Origin of the sequence: Dinoroseobacter sp. S76 (assembly GCF_049801095.1) — a bacterium.
Lineage (GTDB): Bacteria > Pseudomonadota > Alphaproteobacteria > Rhodobacterales > Rhodobacteraceae > Dinoroseobacter.
Genome location: NZ_JBNAGH010000002.1, coordinates 191,279 through 211,167 on the forward strand (window position 1 = coordinate 191,279; position 19,889 = coordinate 211,167).

The 19,889-nt window shown below is 64.6% G+C and carries 16 protein-coding genes and 1 tRNA gene; 8 read left to right on the plus strand and 9 right to left on the minus strand.

Going from position 1 to position 19,889, the window contains the following annotated elements; translation table 11 throughout:
- Positions 1-822: a DUF2059 domain-containing protein gene (locus ACP153_RS06720; protein WP_424970212.1), complete on the minus strand. Its 822-nt coding sequence runs from the start codon at positions 820-822 to the stop codon at positions 1-3.
- A gap of 157 nt (positions 823-979) precedes the next feature.
- Here ACP153_RS06720 and ACP153_RS06725 point away from each other — a divergent pair.
- Positions 980-1,069: transfer RNA gene (locus ACP153_RS06725), tRNA-Ser, on the plus strand.
- Positions 1,070-1,288: 219 nt separating this feature from the next.
- Here the strand turns inward: ACP153_RS06725 and ACP153_RS06730 are convergent.
- The 7 genes from ACP153_RS06730 to choX all read right to left on the minus strand — a co-directional run bounded on the left by ACP153_RS06730 (position 1,289) and on the right by choX (position 10,019).
- Complete coding sequence (locus ACP153_RS06730) at positions 1,289-2,614, minus strand: aspartate aminotransferase family protein (protein WP_424970213.1); 1,326 nt, start codon at positions 2,612-2,614, stop codon at positions 1,289-1,291.
- Between the two features lie 5 nt (positions 2,615-2,619).
- Positions 2,620-3,051 (minus strand): universal stress protein, encoded by a 432-nt coding sequence (locus tag ACP153_RS06735; RefSeq protein WP_424970214.1) that lies wholly within the window; start codon positions 3,049-3,051, stop codon positions 2,620-2,622.
- Positions 3,052-3,063: 12 nt separating this feature from the next.
- Positions 3,064-5,706 (minus strand): TRAP transporter permease, encoded by a 2,643-nt coding sequence (locus ACP153_RS06740; RefSeq protein ID WP_424970215.1) that lies wholly within the window; start codon positions 5,704-5,706, stop codon positions 3,064-3,066.
- 83 nt (positions 5,707-5,789) lie between these two features.
- Entirely contained in the window at positions 5,790-6,758 is a 969-nt protein-coding gene (locus ACP153_RS06745) for a TAXI family TRAP transporter solute-binding subunit (protein WP_424970216.1), read from the minus strand.
- 383 nt (positions 6,759-7,141) lie between these two features.
- Complete coding sequence (gene choV, locus ACP153_RS06750) at positions 7,142-8,170, minus strand: choline ABC transporter ATP-binding protein (protein ID WP_424970217.1); 1,029 nt, start codon at positions 8,168-8,170, stop codon at positions 7,142-7,144.
- Positions 8,167-9,000, minus strand: a complete 834-nt coding sequence (choW, locus tag ACP153_RS06755) for a choline ABC transporter permease subunit (protein ID WP_424970218.1) — start codon at positions 8,998-9,000, stop codon at positions 8,167-8,169. The genes choV and choW overlap by 4 nt, the downstream gene beginning before the upstream one ends.
- Before the next feature lie 95 nt (positions 9,001-9,095).
- Positions 9,096-10,019: a choline ABC transporter substrate-binding protein gene (gene choX, locus ACP153_RS06760; RefSeq protein WP_424970219.1), complete on the minus strand. Its 924-nt coding sequence runs from the start codon at positions 10,017-10,019 to the stop codon at positions 9,096-9,098.
- A gap of 106 nt (positions 10,020-10,125) precedes the next feature.
- Between choX and betI the strand changes: the two genes are divergently transcribed.
- From betI to betC, 4 genes are read left to right on the plus strand one after another with little or no spacing between them, the layout of a single operon-like run.
- On the plus strand, positions 10,126-10,701 hold the full coding sequence (betI, locus tag ACP153_RS06765) for a choline-binding transcriptional repressor BetI (RefSeq protein ID WP_424970220.1): 576 nt from the start codon (positions 10,126-10,128) through the stop codon (positions 10,699-10,701).
- Positions 10,698-12,155, plus strand: a complete 1,458-nt coding sequence (gene betB, locus ACP153_RS06770) for a betaine-aldehyde dehydrogenase (protein ID WP_424970221.1) — start codon at positions 10,698-10,700, stop codon at positions 12,153-12,155. The genes betI and betB overlap by 4 nt, the downstream gene beginning before the upstream one ends.
- A complete protein-coding gene (gene betA / locus ACP153_RS06775) occupies positions 12,155-13,813 on the plus strand; it encodes a choline dehydrogenase (RefSeq protein WP_424970222.1) in 1,659 nt (552 codons plus the stop codon). The genes betB and betA overlap by 1 nt, the downstream gene beginning before the upstream one ends.
- Positions 13,814-13,830: 17 nt before the next feature.
- Positions 13,831-15,351, plus strand: coding sequence for a choline-sulfatase (gene betC / locus ACP153_RS06780; RefSeq protein WP_424970223.1), 1,521 nt, complete (start codon positions 13,831-13,833; stop codon positions 15,349-15,351).
- Positions 15,352-15,354: 3 nt separating this feature from the next.
- Here the strand turns inward: betC and ACP153_RS06785 are convergent, their stop codons facing one another.
- Positions 15,355-16,242: a LysR family transcriptional regulator gene (locus ACP153_RS06785; RefSeq protein ID WP_424970224.1), complete on the minus strand. Its 888-nt coding sequence runs from the start codon at positions 16,240-16,242 to the stop codon at positions 15,355-15,357.
- A gap of 122 nt (positions 16,243-16,364) precedes the next feature.
- Between ACP153_RS06785 and ACP153_RS06790 the strand changes: the two genes are divergently transcribed.
- Genes ACP153_RS06790 through ACP153_RS06800 form a run of 3 tightly spaced genes read left to right on the plus strand, consistent with a single transcriptional unit; the run spans position 16,365 to position 19,887 of the window.
- The gene (locus tag ACP153_RS06790; RefSeq protein WP_424970225.1) at positions 16,365-17,984 is read left to right on the plus strand and encodes an ABC transporter substrate-binding protein; all 1,620 of its coding nucleotides are present in this window, start codon (positions 16,365-16,367) and stop codon (positions 17,982-17,984) included.
- A complete protein-coding gene (locus ACP153_RS06795; protein WP_424970226.1) occupies positions 17,984-19,003 on the plus strand; it encodes an ABC transporter permease in 1,020 nt (339 codons plus the stop codon). Before ACP153_RS06790 ends, ACP153_RS06795 begins: the two co-directional genes overlap by 1 nt.
- Positions 19,003-19,887 carry an ABC transporter permease gene (locus ACP153_RS06800; RefSeq protein ID WP_424970227.1) on the plus strand — a complete coding sequence of 295 codons (885 nt, stop codon included), beginning with the start codon at positions 19,003-19,005 and terminating at the stop codon, positions 19,885-19,887. The genes ACP153_RS06795 and ACP153_RS06800 overlap by 1 nt, the downstream gene beginning before the upstream one ends.
- The last annotated feature ends 2 nt before the right edge of the window (positions 19,888-19,889 follow it).

Below are 19,889 nucleotides of genomic sequence, written 5' to 3' on the forward strand. Positions count from 1 at the left end.
TCAGAGCTCCTCGCTCGCCATGAAGCGAGAGGCCGCAGCCCCCAAGCCCCGCGACACCTCGATGAACATCTCGTCAAACCCGGCAAAGAGCGCGCGGGTAAAGGCCTGTCCCGCATCGGAGCGCGACAGATCCAGATAGGCCTCCATCCGGTCCGCCTCCAGCGGCAGATAGGCGGTCAGCAGGAACGCATAGAGCCATTCGGTCGTGTTCTCGCGGATCTCGCCCTCCTGCCCCCAGACATCCGCCAGGATATCGGTCTCGCTGAGATCACTGGGAAAGCCGCCCCCCTCCATCAGGCCGATGTAGAAGGCGTAGTTCGAGTTGAGCGCGCCCACCACGTTCTGATCCACCAGATCGTTGATCTCGATAAAGGCGGTGACCTGCTCATAGGCTTCGGGGTTGCTGGCCTGCAATTCGGGGATCTGGGCCTTGGTCGCCTCTTCGAGATCCCGGTCGAGAAACGCCTCCCGCGCGGCTATCTCCAGCGCGACGATTTCCGCCCCGGTGTCGGAGCCATAGAACTCCTCCAGCGGGGTGAGCATGTCCTCATCAAAACTGTCGGCGAACCCGGTCTTCAAGGTCTCGCGCATGCGCTCCGTGTCATAGACCGCGCTCACCGCCGCCTCCCAGGAACTGCCCCCGGACCCGCCCAGGAAATCCTGAGCCAGGTCATCGCCATATACCAGGCCCTCTTCGCGCATCAGCTCCAGCATCCGCTCCATCCCGGCTGCGTTCAGCAGCGCGTCGATCCGGGGCGAGGCCAGCGCGGCCAGTGGGGCAAGGGACAGACAGGCGCTCAGGGCGATGGCGTGACGCAGCATGGGACCTCCATTCGGGTGCTCCCCAAGAAATATGTAGCCGCGCGCGGGTTTCCAATGCGGGATTTGCGCAATTGCGTGAACCCGCTGGCGTGGATGGTCCATTCCCTCTTGCACCCGCCCCGCCGCGCCGCTAAACGAGCCGCCACAGACCCTTCGCGGAGAGGTGCCGGAGTGGTCGAACGGGGCGGTCTCGAAAACCGTTGTGGGTGCAAGCCCACCCAGGGTTCGAATCCCTGTCTCTCCGCCACGGGCCGTCCAGAAGGGACGGACCCCAAAGGCTCCAAAACGCTCCACAGGCCAAGTCGTTCTACAGGAATGTGATAGGTTCCCGGCCCACGGGCTGATAGGGTGGACAGCGCTGCGACACTGGTCGGCCCCTGAGGCGCAGCTTTGGTCGGGGTCAGCGGGGCGTCCCGTTGTCCCCGATCGCAGCCTGCGCGTCCCGACACCCGGGCGGCAGCTCGCCTCAGGCAGCCAGCGCGTCGTCGATCGCCCCGGACAGCATCTCCACAAGCGCTTCGATCTGGATCTCTTCGATGATGAAGGGCGGTGCCAGCAGGATGTGATCGCCCAGCTTGCCGTCGATGGTTCCGCCCCCGGGATAGCAGATCAGACCGCGCGCCATGGCCGCCTTCTTGATCTTCGCTCCGAGCTTGCGGTTCGGATCGAGCGGCGCTTTCGTCTCGCGATCCGCCACCAGCTCAACCCCGCGAAAAAGGCCCCGCCCCCGCAAATCTCCCACATGGGGGTGCTGGCCAAGCCGCGCCTCCAGATGGCGCTGCAGGCTGGCGCCCTTCTCGCGCACCCCCTCCATCATGCCCGGCGCGCGCAGAGTGTCGAGCACGGCCCCGCCCGCCGCCGCCGCCAGCGGGTGACCGTGATAGGTGTGGCCATGCTGGAAACTGCCGGAGCCCGCCGCGATGGCGTCATAGATCTTGCCCGAGGCGAGCATTGCCCCAATCGGCGCATAGCCCGCGCCCAGACCCTTGGCGACCGTGACGATATCGGGGCTGATCCCGTCCTGCTCGCAGGCAAAGATTGTGCCCGTGCGCCCCATGCCGCACATGACTTCATCGAGGATTAGCAGCACCCCGAACTCGTCGCAGATCTCGCGGATCCGCTGGAAATAGCCCGGCGCGGGCGGCACGGCGCCGGCGGTGGCCCCCACAACCGGCTCTGCCACGAAGGCCATGACTGTTTCGGGGCCCAGCCGCTCGATCTCCGCCCGCAGGGCTTCGGCGGCGCGGATCCCGTAGGCCTCGGGACTCTCGCCCTCCGCCTGCTCGCGGTAAGCATAGCAAGGCGGGATATGGGTCGTTTCGACCAGAAGCGGTGCGTATTTCTCCCGCCGCCAGGCATTGCCGCCTGCGGCCAGCGCGCCCAACGTGTTGCCATGATAGCTCTGACGCCGGGCGATGATGCGGTGGCGCTGGGGCTCCCCGATCTCGAGATAGTATTGCCGCGCAAGCTTGAGCGCGGCCTCCACGCATTCGGACCCGCCCGAGAGCAGATAGACCCGCTCGATCCCCGGAGGTGCGCAATCGATGAGCGCATCGGCAAGCCCTTCGGCAGGCTCGGAGGTGAAAAACCCCGTATGGGCAAAGGCGATCTTGTCGATCTGCGCATGGAGTGCCGCGCGCACCGCCGGGTGGTCATGACCGAGACAGGACACCGCCGCCCCGCCCGAGCCATCCAGGTAACGCCGCCCTTCCGCATCGATGATATAGCACCCCGCCCCCGCCACAGCGGTGGGCAGCGCGGCGGTGCTGCGCCCGAAAACATGGCCTGCCATGGGGTCTATCCGTCTCCGCGCACCACAAAGACCGACTGCTTGGCATGGCGCACCACGCGGGCCGCATTCGGACCAAGCAGGTAATCCGCCAGATCGGGCCTGTGCGAACCGATGACAATCGCATCCACGTCCAGCCGGTCGGCGGCGCGGATGATCTCGTCATAGACCCGGCCATGCATCACATGGGGCTGCACGGTGACCTCCGCCGGGACGTTCTCTTCGACCCAGGCGGTCAGCTTCTCACCCACATCATGGAGGACGCGCTTCTCGAACCCGTCCTCAAAGAAGCTGCCCACGACCGAGAGGCCGAAATCCGGGACCACGGTGACCACATGCAGCACGCTGTCGGGGTCACTGAGACGCAAGGCAGCGGGCAGCGCCCCGGTCCAGCTTTGCGGGCTGGAGAGGTCCACGGGCAAAAGCAAAGTCTTGAACATGGGAGGCTCCTCTCAAAAGGCCGGCTTGGTCTGACGCCGCCGCTGCAGGGCGATCACGCCCCCCAGAAGCAGGAGCGCCGGAATGTAGAAGACCTGCTCGGGCAGCTGCCGCTGGGGCACCTGGATCGAGGCGATCTCCACGGGCTCATCCGCGTAGAAGTCGAAATCCGCGAGGATCTCGGCGGTCTCCGTGCCAAAGGACGGCTCGTCCAGGCGCACGGTCTCGCCCTCTGGGATCAGAAGCAGGCCGGAGGCGTTGATCCGCTCGGCCAGCGAGCCATCGCCAATCTCCATCAGAAGGGTCGTCTCGGCGACCTCCCCGGTGTTGAAATCCGGCCCCCGGATCAACAGCCTGAGCGCGTCACCCGATTGGGCGGCCTCGACCACCTGCTCGAACTCCGCCGGCGGTGCATCGCGGAAGGGCGGCTGCACCATGTTGAGCCAGACATTCGGCACAAAGAGCGTGAAGGCCACGAGCAGCAGCGCCAGGCTTTCATGGATCTTCGACTTGGCGAGGAAATAGCCCTGGGTCGCCGCCGCGAAGAGCAGCATGGCAAAGGTCGCCACGATAAAGACCCCGATGGCCTGCACCACCCCCTGCCAGGTGCCCAGATCGACCCCGAAGAGGATCAGCGTCGGGTTGAAGATGAAGAGGAAGGGCAGCGCCACGGTCCGCAGGCTGTAGAAGAAGGCCGTGAACCCGGTCTTGATCGGATCCCCGCCCGAGACCGCCGCGGCCGCGAAACTCGCAAGCCCCACCGGTGGCGTCACATCCGCCATGATCCCGAAATAGAACACGAAGAGATGCGCCGCGATCAGCGGAACGATCAGCCCTTCCTGCGCGCCGAGCGAGACCACGACCGAGGCCATGAGCGACGAGACCACGATGTAGTTCGCCGTGGTCGGCAGCCCCATCCCGAGGATGAGCGAGAAGAGCCCCACGAGGATCAGCATGATGATCAGCACCCCGCCGGAGAGCTGCTCGACCAGCCCGGCAAGCTCGGTCCCGATAGGCGTCTTGGTGACCGTGGCCACGATGATGCCCGCCGCCGCCGTGGCGACACCGATCCCGATCATGTTCCGCGCGCCCGCGATCAGACCGTCGATCAGATCCTGGAACCCGCCCTTGAACTCGGCCGAGGCCTGATCCGCGAGCCCGCGGAACATCGCCTTGAGCGGGCGCTGGGTGAGGATGATGAAAATCATCAGCGAGGTCGCGTAGAAGGCCGACTTCGCCGGGCTCTGACGCTCCACCATGAGGAACCACACGAGCACCACGATGGGCAGCACATAATGCAGACCCGTGGCGTAGACGTCCTTCACCTCGGGAAGCTTGATCTCGGTGGCGTTGGGGTCATCGACCTCCAGGTCCGGGCGACGCGACGCAATCGCCACGAGCCAGACATAGACCGCCAGCAGAACCACCGCCATGAGCGGCCCGGTCAGCGCCGGGGCGACGGCCTTCAGCGCGCCGACCGCGTAGATCAGGACGGTGAAGGCAACGCCTGCAATGGCAAAGCCCACGAAGAACTTGACGATCATCCCGACAAAGCTCTTGGCCTCGCCGAGCGCCGGCATGTCCTTTTTCAGAGCTTCGAGATGCACGATATAGACAAGCGCGATGTAGGAAATCACCGCCGGGATAAAGGCGTGCTTGATCACCTCGACGTAAGAAATCCCGATGAACTCCACCATGAGGAAGGCCGCAGCCCCCATCACGGGCGGCATGATCTGCCCGTTCACCGAGGACGCCACCTCGACCGACCCGGCCTGTTCGGCGGAAAAGCCCACCCGCTTCATCAGCGGGATGGTGAAGGTGCCCGTGGTCACCACATTCGCGATGGACGAGCCGGAGATCAGACCGGTCATGGCCGAGCCGACCACGGCCGCCTTGGCCGGGCCACCGCGCAGATGCCCGAGCCCCGCGAAGGCGAGCTTGATGAAATAGTTCCCCGCGCCCGCCTTATCGAGCAGCGAGCCAAAGAGCACGAAGAGGAACACGAAGGCCGTGGAGACCCCGAGCGGGATGCCGAAGACCCCCGCCGTGTCCAGCCATTGCGCGTTCATCAGGGCGGTAAAGGACAGCCCCTCATGCTCGATCAGGTTCGGGATCAGCCAGCCCTGCCCCATATAGGCGTAGAGCAGAAAGAGCGATCCGACGATGGTCAGCGCCGGACCGAGCGCACGACGGCTGGCCTCCAGCAAGGTCAGAAGACCGATCGCGCCGATGATGATCTGCGTCTGTGTCGGCAGACCCGAGCGCGCCGTCAGGGCCAGCGTGTCCGCCGCCCAGAAGATATAAAACGAGCAAAAGCCCCCGACGACGATCAGCACCCAGTCAAAGATCGGGATGCGGTCTCGGGGCGAGCTCTTGAAGGCCGGATAGGCCAGAAACGCCAGAACGATGGCAAAGGTCAGGTGCAAGGGCCGTGTCTGGGACGAGTTCAGCACCTTGACGTATTCCGCAAACCAGAGCTGCGGCTGCGCGATCCAGAGCTGGAACAGCGACCAGACCAGCGCCAGCCCCGCGATCAGGAGCGCGACATTGCGATTTGTCGGGTTACGGGCACCGCTATCGGTGGAGGCGACGAGATCCTGCAGTTCCTCATCGGTGAACTGGCGGCCGGACTCGGACTGCGGGGGTTTCTCTGCCATCGTGCGGCCTCATAAAAATCGGGGACTGAAAAGGGGCGCCCCGGGTCAGCGACCCGGAGCAACCAATCTTGAAACGGACTGACTTAGTCGATCAGGCCGGCTTCCTTGAAATACTTCTCGGCACCCGGGTGCAGCGGCGCGGAGAGACCAGCGGTCGCCATCTGCTGCGGGTCGAGATTGGCAAAGGCCGGGTGCAAGCCGCGGAACTGGTCGATGTTCTCGAAGACCGCCTTGACGACCTCATAGGCGACTTCATCCGGCACATCCGTGGAGCTGACAAAGGTCGCGCCCACACCGAAGGTCATGACATCCGCGTCCGAGCCGCGATACATGCCGCCAGGAATGGTGGCCGTGCGATAGAACGGGTTGTCAGCGACCAGCTGATCCACCGCGTCATTGGCCACGGTCACGAGCACGCTGTCACAGGCGGTGGTCGCCTCCTGGATGGAGCCCGAGGGGTGACCCACGGTGTAGATCATCGCGTCGATATTGTTGTCGCAAAGCGCCTGGGACTGCTCTGCGGCCTGCAGCTCGGATGCGACAGTGAAGTCATCCATGGTCCAGCCCATGGCGCCCATGAGCACTTCCATCGTGCCGCGCTGACCGGAGCCCGGGTTGCCCACATTCACGCGCTTGCCCTTGAGATCCTCGAAGGTCGAGATGCCCGCATCGGCGCGGGCCACAACCGTGAAGGGCTCCGGGTGGACAGAGAAGATCGCGCGCAGGCCTTCGAACGGGCCCTGCTCCTCGAAGCGGGACGTGCCGTTGAACGCGTGGAACTGCCAGTCGGACTGAGCCACGCCGAACTCGAGCTCGCCGCCGCGGATCGCGTTGATGTTGAACACCGACCCACCGGTCGATTCCACACCGCAGCGGATCCCATGCTCCTTGCGGCCACGGTTCACCAGACGGCAGATCGCACCGCCCGTCGGGTAGTAAACGCCCGTCACACCGCCCGTGCCGATGGAGATAAAGGATTCTTGCGCAGAGGCGACGCCACCACCAATGGCTGTGGCGGCCGCGACAACCGCTGCCGTCATATACTGTTTCATGACTACTCCCGTTGGATACTTGTGCTTATGCCAAAAGAATGAGCCCAATTCACAAAGCCCGTCAAGCGAAGCCTGCACGATGTGTCGCACCTTTCCCATACGTCAAGTTAGGCTCGGGACTGCGGGCTTCGGGTCGGGTGCAGACACCGGTGCACAGGTTCCTTCACAGGCGCGTCCAAAGGCTTTGGTGCAGGAGCAGCGCTTGCGGAACCGCATCGGATCCTGGCCAGGCACGAAGACCTGTGCCGGAGCTTTCATTGGCAGGGCGCCCATGAAACGCGACGAGAACCTACGACCGCCCATTGCCGCGGGCGGGCCGATGACGAGCCCCATCTTTTCTCAAAATCCGCTGCGCAAAAGGGATAGCGGACCAGTTGCGCGGATCAACTGCGCGGATCAAGCAGTTTGCCGAGGATCGACGCGCTGGTGATCTCCCCCACCACTGCGCCATTCTCGACCACGCTTGTGGGGGTGTCGGACCCTCGCGCCGCCTCCATCACCGCCCGGATATCCGCATCCGGAGACACCTGCACGCTGTGTTCCCCGGTGCTCGGCTGCATCACGTCACGGGCGCAGAGCACGCCGAGCGGGTTCATATGCGCCACGAACTCCGCCACGTAATCCGTTGCCGGGTTTGAGAAAATCTCCTGCGGGGTGCCGCATTGCACGATCCGACCGCCCTCCATGATGGCAATGCGATTGCCGATCTTGAAGGCCTCGTCGAGGTCATGACTGACAAAGATGATGGTGCGTTGAAGCTTCTGTTGCAGCTCAAGGAGCTCGTCCTGCAGCTTCGTGCGGATCAGCGGATCGAGCGCCGAGAAAGGCTCATCCATGAGCAGGATCGGCGCCTCGGTGACAAAGGCCCGCGCGAGGCCCACCCGCTGCTGCATCCCGCCCGACAGCTCCTCGACCTTGCGCTCGGCCCAGTCCGACAGCCCCACCAGCGCCAGCTGCGCATCCACGCGCGGCGCGCGCTCGGCGGCGGAGATCCCGGCAAGCTCAAGCCCCAGCCCGACATTCTCCCGCACGCTCCGCCAAGGCAGCAGGCCAAACTGCTGGAACACCATGGCCACATGCTGGGCCCGCAGCCGCCGCAGGGTCGCGTCATCCGCATGGGTGACATCGACCATGCCCGCGCCGTCATTCACATGGACCGCCCCGCGCACCACCGGGTTGAGCCCGTTCACCGCCCGCAAGAGCGTGGATTTGCCCGAGCCCGAAAGCCCCATGAGCACGAGGATCTCACCCGATTTCACCTCCAGCGCGCAGTTATGAACGCCGAGCACCTGCCCGGTCTCGCGCTGGATCTCGGCCCGGTCCTGCCCCGCATCCATCAGCGGCAGGGCGGATTTCGGCTCGGCCCCGAAGACGATCGAGACATTGTCGAAGGAAACGGCTGTGTCGGTCATTTGCGTTCCACCCGCAGCACGCGGTCCAGAAGGATCGCGACGACCACGATCACGAAGCCGCTCTCAAAGCCGAGGGCCGTGTTCACCTGATTGAGCGCGCGCACCACGGGCACGCCCAGCCCGTCGGCCCCCACAAGGGCGGCGATCACCACCATGGACAGCGACAGCATGATCGTCTGATTGAGCCCGGTCATGATCTGCGGCAACGCATAGGGCAGCTCCACCTTCCACAGCACCTGCCGCGGGGTGGCGCCGAAGGCGCGCGCGGCCTCCAAGAGCGGCGCGGGGGTTGAGGAGACACCCAGATGGGTCAGTCGGATCGGCGCCGGGACCACGAAGATCACCGTCGCGATCAGGCCCGGCACCATGCCGATCCCGAAAAAGATAATCGCCGGAATGAGATAGACGAAGGTCGGAAGGGTCTGCATCAGGTCGAGCAAGGGCCGCATCGCCCGGTAAAGCCAGGGTCGATGGGCGGCGGCAATCCCGATCGGGACCCCGATCACCATACAGACGAGGCAGGAGGCCAGCACGAGCGTCAGGCTCTCGGTCGTCTCCTCCCAGTAACCTTGATTGAGGATGAACAGAAAGCCGAGCACCACCATCGCCGTGGTCGCGCGCGAGCGCTGCAGATACCAGGCGATGGCCGCGAAGGCCGCGATGACGATCAGGGGGTGCGGGGTCTGGAAGACCCAGAGCATCCCGTCGATCAGACCTTCCATCACATCCGAGATCCAGTCAAAGACCGGCGCGGCCGTCACCTGGAGCCAGTCGAAGACCACTTGCGCCGTCTTGCCCACCGGGATCTTCGTTTCCGTCAGCCAGTCCACCCTGTCCCTCGCTCTTGCTTGTCCTGGCCCGCACTAGACCAGCTTTGGGCCCGCTTTTGGGGCGTCACGCACTGCGCGGCGCCCCTGCGCAGTGGTCAGAGACCCAGCGCGGCTTTCACCGCAGCCATGGCATCCCCGCCATCGGCCGTGGTCACACCGTCAAGCCAGCTCAGCACCATGTCCGGGTTGGCCTTCATCCAGTCCATGGCCGCATCTGCCGGATCCTCTCCGTCATTGAGGATCGCGCCCATGATCTCGTTCTCCATGGCCAGCGAGAATTTCAGGTTACCAAGCAGCGCTCCCACATTCGGGCATTCGGCGACATAGCCTGCGCGGGTGTTGGTATAGACCGTCGCCCCGCCCAGATTCGGACCGAAAAAGTCATCGCCCCCGGTCAGGTAACCCATCTCGAAATTGGCATTCATCGGGTGCGGCTCCCAGCCGAGGAAGACGATCGGATCGCCGCCCCGGGTCTCGCGCGCCACCTGCGCCAGCATCCCCTGCTCGGAGCTTTCGACCACTTCGAACTCCTCAAGGCCAAAGGCGTTCGCGTCAATCATGGACTGGATCAGGCGGTTGCCGTCATTACCGGGCTCGATGCCATAGATCTTGCCGTCCAGCGCGTCCTCATGGGCCGCGATATCCGCGAAGTCCTTGATCCCGAGGGCCATGGCCGCGTCATTCACCGCCAGCGTATACTTCGCGCCATCGAGGTTCTCGCGCACGGTGTCGACGGTGCCCGCCTCGCGGTAAGGCGCGATATCGCCCTCCATCGTCGGCATCCAGTTGCCGAGGAACACATCGATATCACCCTCGGCCATGGCCGTGTAGGTCACCGGGACCGAGAGAACCTTGATCTCGGTGTCATAGCCGAGCACTTCGAGCAGCTCCGTCGTGGCCGCCGTGGTCGCGGTGATATCGGTCCAGCCCACATCCGAGAAGCTCACGGAGCTGCAGGCGGCAAAGGCGGGCATGGCGCTGCAAAGGGCGAGCGCCGAAATGGCGGAGGCGAGTTTCATGATGCGGGATCTCCCAGGGTGTTTTTCTTGATTGACTAATCAATAAAGAGGGGTTCTTGATCAGTCAGTCAACAAAAAAACTCCGCAGAACGGGAAAGAGGCGCGCGTGCCGAAACTGGGAATGGAACCGATCCGCCGCGAGGCATTGGTGCAGGCGATCATCGACGAGATCGGCGCCTCTGGCTCTCTGGACGTGCCGGTGAGCCGGATCGCGGCCCGGGCGGGCATGTCGAGCGCTCTGGCCCATCATTACTTCGGCAAGAAGGACCAGATGTTTCTGGCCGCCATGCGCCATATCCTGCAGGAATATCACCGCGAGGTGTGCAACGCGCTGGCAGAGGCGCAAAGCCCGCGCGCACGTCTCACCGCGATCATCGTGGCCAATTTCGCCCAAAGCTGTTTCACCCAGCCGACGGTCAATGCCTGGATGTTCTTCTATGCGCAGGCCCAGTCCTCGCCCGAGGCCGCGCGGCTTTTGCGGCTCTACCAAAAGCGGCTGCATTCGAACCTTGTGCACGCCCTGCGCCCCCTGACCGAGGATCCTGTGCGCGTGGCCGAGGCCACCGCCGCCACGATCGACGGCATCTACCTGCGCGCAGCCTTCGATGGGCAGCAGCTCTCGACCGAAGGGTCCGAAATCGTCCTGTCCGTTGTCGAGTCCATGCTCGGAGACCCAAAATGAGTTACGACACCCAGCCCACCGCCAGCCATTTCATCAATGGCGCCTATGTGGAGGATACCGAGGGCACGCCCATCGACGTGATCTACCCCGCTACAGGCGCGGTGATCGGGCGCGTCCATGCGGCGACACCTGCGATCATCGAACAGGCCCTGGCCTCCGCCAAGGCCGCGCAGGCCGAATGGGCGGCCCTGACCGGGAGCGAGCGCGGGCGCGTGCTGCGCCGGGCCGCGGATCTCATCCGGGCGCGGAACGACGCGCTCAGCGTGCTGGAGACCTATGACACCGGCAAGCCGATCCAGGAGACCAGCGTGGCCGATGCCACCAGTGGGGCCGATGCGCTGGAGTATTTCGGCGGCCTCGCAGGAAGCCTGACGGGTGAGCATATCCAGCTCGGGCATGACTGGGCCTATACGCGGCGCGAGCCCCTCGGGCTCTGTGTCGGGATCGGGGCGTGGAACTACCCAACCCAGATCGCCTGCTGGAAAGCGGCCCCTGCCCTGGCCTGCGGCAATGCGCTGGTCTTCAAACCGTCGGAAACCACACCGCTCTGCGCCCTGAAGATCGCAGAGATCCTGGTGAAAGCCGGGCTACCCCCGGGTGTTTTCAACGTGGTCAATGGCGCGGGTGCGACCGGCGCGGCGCTGGTCTCGGACCCGCGCGTGGACAAGGTCACCCTGACGGGCTCGGTGCCCACGGGACGCAAGGTCTATGCCGCTGCCGCCGAGGGGATCCGCCATGTCACCATGGAGCTGGGCGGCAAGTCGCCCCTGATCATCTTTGACGATGCGGATCTCGACAACGCCGTGGGCGGTGCAATCCTCGGGAATTTCTACTCCTCCGGGCAGATCTGCTCCAACGGGACGCGCGTCTTCGTCCAGCGTGGCATCAAGGAGGCGTTTCTCGCCCGCCTCAATGAACGCCTCAAGGGCGTGGTGATGGGCGACCCGCAAGACCCGGAGGTAAATTTCGGCCCCATGGTCAGCGCCGCGCAGCGCGAGATCGTGCTGGGCTATATTGCCAAGGGCGAAGCCGAAGGTGCGCGACTGGTCTGTGGCGGCTCGCCGGAGGACCGTCCGGGTTTCTTCCTGCCGCCCACGGTCTTCGCCGATGTCACCGACGGGATGACCATCGCCCGGGAAGAGATCTTTGGCCCTGTCATGGCCGTACTTGATTTCGACGACGAGGCCGAGGTGCTGGCGCGGGCTAACGCGACGGAGTTTGGCCTCTCGGCCGGGGTCTTTACCCGCGATATCTCCCGCGCGCACCGGATGATTGCGAGGCTCGAAGCCGGGACCTGCTTCATCAACTCCTATAATGACGCGCCGGTGGAGATGCCCTTTGGCGGGGCCAAGCAATCCGGTGTGGGCCGCGAGAACGCCAAGGCCGCGATCGAGCATTATTCGCAGCTCAAATCCGTCTATGTCCGCATGGGCGATGTGGAGGCGCCCTATTGATGGAAGCCGATTACGTCATCGTGGGCGCCGGCAGCGCGGGCTGCGCCATGGCCTACCGGCTGGCCGAGGCCGGGCGCTCGGTTCTGGTGATCGAGCATGGCGGGACCGATGCGGGGCCGCTGATCCAGATGCCCGGCGCGCTGAGCTATCCCATGAACATGCCGCGCTACGATTGGGGCTACCAGACCGAGCCGGAGCCCCATCTGGGCGGGCGGCGGCTGGCCGCGCCGCGGGGCAAGGTGATCGGCGGATCCTCCTCGATCAACGGGATGGTCTATGTGCGCGGCCATGCGAAGGATTTTGACCATTGGCGCGACAGTGGCGCGGATGGCTGGGGCTATGCGGATGTGCTGCCCTATTACAAACGGATGGAGGCTTGGGATGCCCGCGGCCATGGCGGCGATCCGGGCTGGCGCGGCAAGGACGGGCCTCTGCATGTGCAGCGCGGGAGCCTGTCGAACCCCCTGACCCGCGCCTTCATTGAGGCTGGGCGCGAGGCCGGTTATCCGGTCAGCGCGGATTACAACGGCCAGCAGCAGGAAGGCTTCAGCCCCTTCGACATGACCGTCCACAAGGGACAACGCTGGTCCGGGGCCAATGCCTATCTGCGCCCGGCTCTGAAGCGCGAGAATTGCGACCTGATCCGGGGTCTGGCGCGCAAGATCACCATCCAGAATGGTCGCGCCACAGGGGTCGAGATCGCGCGCGGCGACAAGATCGAGACGATCCGCGCCCGCGAGGAGGTGATCCTTGCGGCGTCGGCCTTCAATTCACCCAAGCTCCTGATGCTGTCGGGGATCGGCCCGGCCTCCCATCTGGCGAAACACGGCATCCCGCTCATCGCGGATCGGGCGGGCGTCGGCCAGAACCTGCAAGACCATCTGGAACTCTATCTGCAGATGGCGGCGAGCCAGCCGGTGAGCCTCTATTCCTACTGGAACCTCTTGGGCAAAGCCTATGTGGGGGCACGCTGGCTCTTCACCCGCTCGGGGCCGGGCGCCTCGAACCAGTTTGAAAGCTGCGCCTTTATCCGTAGCCAACCGGGGGTTGAATACCCGGATATCCAGTATCACTTCCTGCCCATCGCCGTGCGCTATGACGGGCAAGCGGCGGCCGAGGGGCACGGGTTTCAGGCCCATGTGGGGCCCATGCGCTCCCCCTCGCGCGGGGAGGTCACTCTGCGCTCGGCGGACCCGACGGACGCCCCGAAGATCCTCTTCAACTACATGAGCACCGATCAGGATTGGGAGGATTTCCGGCGCTGCATCCGTCTGACGCGCGAGATCTTTGCCCAGGACGCCTTCAAGCCTTTCACGAAGCATGAGATCCAGCCCGGCGTGGATGTGCAATCGGATGAGGATCTGAACGCCTTCATTCGCGAGCATGTGGAGAGCGCCTATCACCCCTGCGGCACGGCCCGGATGGGGCGGCGCGACGATCCCATGGCCGTGGTCGACCCAGAATGCCGGGTGATCGGGGTGGAGGGGCTGCGCCTCGCCGACAGCTCGATCTTCCCGCGAGTGCCCAATGGCAATCTCAACGCGCCCTCGACCATGGTGGGCGAGAAGGCCGCCGACCACATCCTCGGGCGCGCGCCCCTGCCCCCGGAAAACGCTGAACCCTGGATCAACCCGAACTGGCAGACCTGCCAACGCTGAGCCCCAAGGAGCCGCCCATGTCCGCCGACGCCCCGCAGCCGAACATCCTGATCCTGATGGTGGACCAGCTCAACGGGACGCTCTTCCCGGACGGTCCGGCGGAGTGGCTGCACCTGCCCAACCTCAAGGCGCTGGCGGCGCGCTCCACCCGGTTCGCCAATGCCTATACGGGCTCGCCACTTTGCGCGCCGGGCCGGGCGGCCTTCATGTCCGGGCAATTGCCCTCGGCCACGGGGGTCTATGACAATGCGGCCGAGTTCCCCTCCGCCGTGCCAACCTTCGCGCACCATCTGCGCCGGGCGGGGTATCAGACCTGCCTGAGCGGCAAGATGCATTTCGTCGGCCCCGATCAGCTCCACGGCTATGAGGAGCGTCTGACCACGGATATTTATCCGCCGGATTTCGGCTGGACCCCCGATTATCGCAAGCCGGGTGAGCGGATCGACTGGTGGTATCATAATATGAGCTCGGTCACCGGCGCGGGCGTGGCCGAGATCACCAATCAGCTTGAATATGACGACGAAGTTGCTTTTCACGCGACCCGCAAGATCCAGGACTATGCGCGCAGCAAAGACGGGCGCCCCTGGTGCCTGACCGTGAGCTTCACCCACCCCCATGACCCCTATGTGGCGCGGCGCAAATACTGGGATCTCTATGAGGATTGCGAGCATCTGCTGCCGGAGGTTCCGGCCATGGATTACGCGGATCACGACCCCCATTCCCAGCGGGTCTTCGACGCCAATGACTGGCGCAACTACGACATCACCGAGGAGGATGTCCGCCGGGCCCGCCGCGCTTACTTCGCCAATCTGAGCTATCTCGACGATAAGATTGGCGAGATCCTCCGCACGCTGGAGGATATGGAGCAGGAGGCGATTGTCCTCTTCGTGTCCGATCACGGCGATATGCTGGGCGCGCGGGGGCTGTGGTTCAAGATGTCCTTCTTTGAGGGCTCGGCCCGGGTCCCCTTGATGATCTCCGCCCCCGGCATGGCACCGGGTTGCGTGACGGCGCCGGTCTCCACCATCGATGTCTGTCCGACGCTTTGTGATCTGGCGGGGGTCGATCTGACCGAGATTGCCCCTTGGATCCAGGGCGAAAGCCTCCTGCCGCTCGGTCAGGGGGGCGATCGGACCGCGCCCGTGGCCATTGAATACGCGGCGGAGGCCTCTTACGCGCCCATGGTCGCCCTGCGTTACGGCAAGTGGAAGTACACGCGCTGCGCACTCGATCCCGACCAGCTCTTTGATCTGGAGGCGGATCCCCATGAGCTACGCAATCTGGCCGAGGATCCGGCCCATCAGGGCACGCGCAACAGCCTGCGGACGAAGTCCGAGGCGCGCTGGGATCTCGCCGTCTTCGATGCGGCAGTCCGGGAAAGTCAGGCGCGGCGTCTGGTGGTGTATGACGCCTTGCGGCAGGGCGGCTACTTCCCATGGGATTTCCAACCGCTGCAGAAGGCGTCGGAACGCTACATGCGCAACCATCTGGACCTCAACGATCTCGAAGGCGACCGCCGCTACCCGCGCGGGGACTAGCCCCTAGCCAAGCGCGGTCGCGATCTGGCGCGCGAATTTCAGGGCGGCGACGGGCAAGGTGCGCCCGCGCAAATGCCCCAGCAGCAGCTCCCCCCCCGCCACATCCTTGTCGGAGATCGGGATAAAGGCCATTTCCGGGCGCGCGATGGAACTGAGCCCCACGGGGATCTGAAACCCGATCGCCTGAGCGAACCCTGCATAGTGGCGCACCATCTCGAAGGATTCCGTCTCGACCACCGCGCGCAGCTGCTGCCCGCTTTTGGCCGCGGCCAAATCGAGCAGCGCGCGCACCCCGTATTGCGGCCCCGGCAGCACCAGATCGTATTCGAGACAGTCCCTGAGACGCAGAACCGGACGGATCGCCAGAGGATGGCTGCGCGACATCACCGCCATGACCGGCTGGGGCACCGCATGGAGGATCTCGAAATCCACCAGATGCGCGGGCTCGAAGACCAGTGCCAGATCGCTTTCGAAACTCACCAGATCCCGCTCCGCCTGGATCCGGTCGCGCACATTCACCGAGAATGTCACGCCCGGGAAATTCGCCCTGTAGCGCGAGATCTGCTCCGGCAGGAAATAGGGTAGCAACGCCTGGGAACAGGCGATCTTCACATGGCCCCGCCGCACGCCGGACAGGTCGGCGACCTGGGACGAGACCCGGGCCATATCCTGCCGCTGGCTGCGGATGTGGTGGAGCAAAAGCTCCCCCGCCGGATTGAGGCGCATGCCCCGGGGGAGCCGCTCGAAGATCTCGGAGCCGAACTCCTCCTCAAAGGCCTGAATGCGCCGGTTCAGGGCGGAGGCCGTGATATTCGTGTCCTCCGCCGCCTTGCGGATCGAACCCGAGCGGTGGACCGCCTCGATCATCTCGTAGATCAGCAAATGCCGCATGGGGACCTCGCATCAAGCGCTGCATTTTTTGCATCAGTGCGGTGCGTATATAGCATTTGAGCGCAACGCATCGCAATGCGACGGTCCGCGTTAACGATCCCCCTCTCACCGAAAGGTATCCCATGGTTGCGACCCGCAGAGACTTTCTGAAGCTGACCGGCGGCACGGTTGGTGCCGCGATGCTCCCCTTCCTGAAAACCCTCCCGGCCCAGGCGGCAGCGGGCGATGTGCTGGTGGCCGTCACTGGCCAGACGATCAACTCGCTTGACCTGCACCGGACGGGCACGAACCGCGCCTCCTATCAGGTGGCGGTGAATGTCTATGACCGGCTGGTGAGTTTCGGGACCAAGCCCGCGCCGGGCGGTGGCCTGTCCTATGATTACGACGTGATCGAGCCGGAGCTCGCCGAAAGCTGGACGATCTCGGATGATGGTCTGACCATGACCTTCAAGCTCAAGCCCGATGCGACCTTCTGGGACGGGCGCAAGGTGACGGCGGCGGATGTGAAATGGTCCTTTGATCGCGCGGTGTCCGTCGGAGGCTTCCCCTCGGTGCAGATGCGCGCGGGCGGGCTGGAGAGGCCCGAGCAGTTCGAGGCGCTGGATGACGAGACCTTCGTGATCACTCTCGACCGGCCCTCCAAGCTCACCCTGCCCGATCTCGCCGTGCCGGTGCCCTTCATCATCAATGCCGAGGTCGCCAAGGCCAATGCCACCGAAGAAGATCCGTGGGCGATGGAATACCTCCATATGACCCCCGCGGGGTCCGGCGCCTACAAGGTCGCCGCCTGGCAACAGGGTCAGCAGCTCGTCTATGAGCGCAACGACGCCTGGGTTGGCGGCCCCCAGCCCGCCTTCAAGCGCGTGATCGTCCGCGAAGTGCCGAGCCCCGCCACAAGGCGTGCCCTGATCGAGCGCGGCGATGTGCAGATGTCCTTCAACATCCCGAACAAGGACGCCTCCGAGCTCGACGCCATGGACGGAGTGGATGTCTACTCAACCCCGATCGAGAACTGCATCCACTGCCTCTGCCCGAATTTCAGCTTCGAGCCGTTCCAGGATGCCAATGTCCGCAAGGCGCTGGCCTATGCCATCCCCTATGAGGCGATCTTCCAGACGGCGGCTTACGGTCGTGGCGCGCCCATGTGGGGCGGTGAGGCCGAAATCACAGATATCGCATGGCCGCGCAAATCGCCCTATATGACCGACATGGCCAAGGCCAAGGAGCTGATGGCCGCGTCGGGATATGCCTCGGGCTTTGAGGTGCCGCTCTCGATCAGTCTCGGGCTCGCGGACTGGATGGAGCCCACCGCGCTCCTGCTGCAGGAGGCCTTCGGGCAGATCGGCATCAAGGCCACCATCGAAAAGATCCCCGGCGCGAACTGGCGCACGGCGGCTCTGGTCGAAAAGCGCCTGCCGCTCCATCTGGAGAATTTCGGCGGCTGGCTGAACACGCCGGATTACTACTTCTTCTGGGCCTACAAGAACGGGCATCTCTTCAACTCCTCGAACTACCTCAACGAGGAAATCGAGAAACTGGTGGATGACACGCTGCACATCCCCGTGGATGACCCGGCCTATGCGCCCAATATCAAGCGGATGTTCGAGATCGCCTTCGAGGATTTGCCGCGCATCCCGCTCTGGCAGCCAGCGCTGAACGTGGCGATGAATGGCGCGACCGATTACGAGTTCTGGTTCCACCGGCAGCTCGACATCCGACCGCTCTCGGCCCCGTCAGCCTGATGTCCGACCGCACAAAAATGATCCTGGGCCGGGTGGCCCAGACGATCCCGGTGGTGGTGGGCGTTGTGGTGATCTCCTTTCTGCTCACCCGCGCCCTGCCCGGGGATCCGGCGGTCTATTTCGCCGGGCCCGCCGCCGACGCAGCCTCGATCGCCCAGGTGCGCGAAGCTTTGGGGCTGGACAAGCCTCTGATCCAACAGTTTTTCCTCTATGCGGGCGATCTCATGCGCGGAGATCTGGGCACAGCCATCTCCACCGGGCAGCCCGTACGCGCCGACCTCGCTGCACGTCTGCCAGCCTCGCTCGAATTGACGCTTGTGGCGCTGATCCTGTCCTGCGCGATTGCGATCCCGCTGGGAATCCTGGCCGCCACGCGCCCGGGGACATGGGTCGATCACCTTTGCCGGGTGGTGGTGACGGCGGGAGTCTCAATGCCGACCTTCTTCACCGGTATCGTGCTGATCTACGTGTTTTACTACCTGACGGGGCTCTCGCCCGCGCCGCTCGGACGGCTCGATTTCATCTATCTCTCGCCGCCCCATGTGACCGGATTCTACCTGATCGACGCCGCACTTGTGGGCGACTGGTTCACCTGGGTCGGCGCGTTGAAACAGCTCGTGCTGCCTGCAGCGACGCTTGCGCTTTTCACGCTGGCGCCCATCGCGCGGATGACCCGGGCGGCGATGCTCTCCGCACTTTCCGCGGATTTCATCCGCACCGCGCGCGCTTCCGGGCTGGGGCGCGGCAAGATCCTCTATGGCTATGCATTTCGCAACGCGCTCCTCCCGGTGATCACGACCCTGGGCATGGTGTTCTCCTTCACCCTGGGCGCGAATGTGCTGGTGGAGAAGGTCTTTGCCTGGCCGGGTATCGGCTCCTACGCGGTGGAGGCGCTGGTCGTGTCGGACTACGCCGCCGTGCAGGGTTTTGTCCTCGCCATGGCGCTCCTCTTCGTGCTGCTCAACCTGATTATTGACATCGCCTATGCGCTGATTGATCCGCGGATCGGGTTCTCCTGATGGCTGATATCACCACCCTGCCCCCGACCCGCCGCAAGGGCGACACCACGCTGGGGCATATCGCCTATGTGCTGCGGGACAACCCGGTGACCCTGCTGGCCTTCGGGATGCTGGCCTTCTTCCTCGGCTGCGCCCTGCTGGGTCCAAGCCTGGTGCCCTATGACCCGTTGACGACAAATGCGGCGCGCGCGCTGGAGCCGCCAAGCTGGGATCACTGGTTCGGCACGGACAATCTGGGCCGGGACGTCTTCAGCCGGGTGATCGTGGCCACGCGGCTCGACCTGACGATCTCGGTCGCTGCAGTCGCGATCAGCTTCGTGATCGGCTCGGTGCTGGGCGCGGTTGCGGGCTATTGGGGCGGCTGGCTTGATGCGGTGCTGAACCGGTTTCTCGACACGATCATGGCCTTCCCGCTTTTCGTGCTGGCCATGGGCGTGGTCGCGGCCCTCGGAAACACGGTCGAGAACATCATCATCGCCACCGCGATTATCAACATCCCCTTCTATGCGCGCCTCGTGCGCGCCGAAGTGAATATCCGCCGCAATGCAGGCTTCGCCCAGGCCGCGAAGCTCGCCGGGAACAGCGATCTGCGGGTGCTGTCGCTGCATATCTTTCCCAACGCCCTGCCGCCGATGATGGTGCAGATCTCCCTCAATCTCGGCTGGGCGATCCTGAATGCGGCGGGCCTCTCGTTCATCGGGCTTGGGGTCACGCCGCCCACCCCGGAATGGGGGATCATGGTGGCCGAGGGCGCGAATTTCATCGTCTCCGGTGAGTGGTGGCTGGCGGTCTTCCCCGGGCTCTGGCTGATGCTGGCGGTCTTTACCTTCAACCTTCTGGGCGACGGGCTTCGCGATATTGTCGACCCGCGCAAGAGGACCTGAGC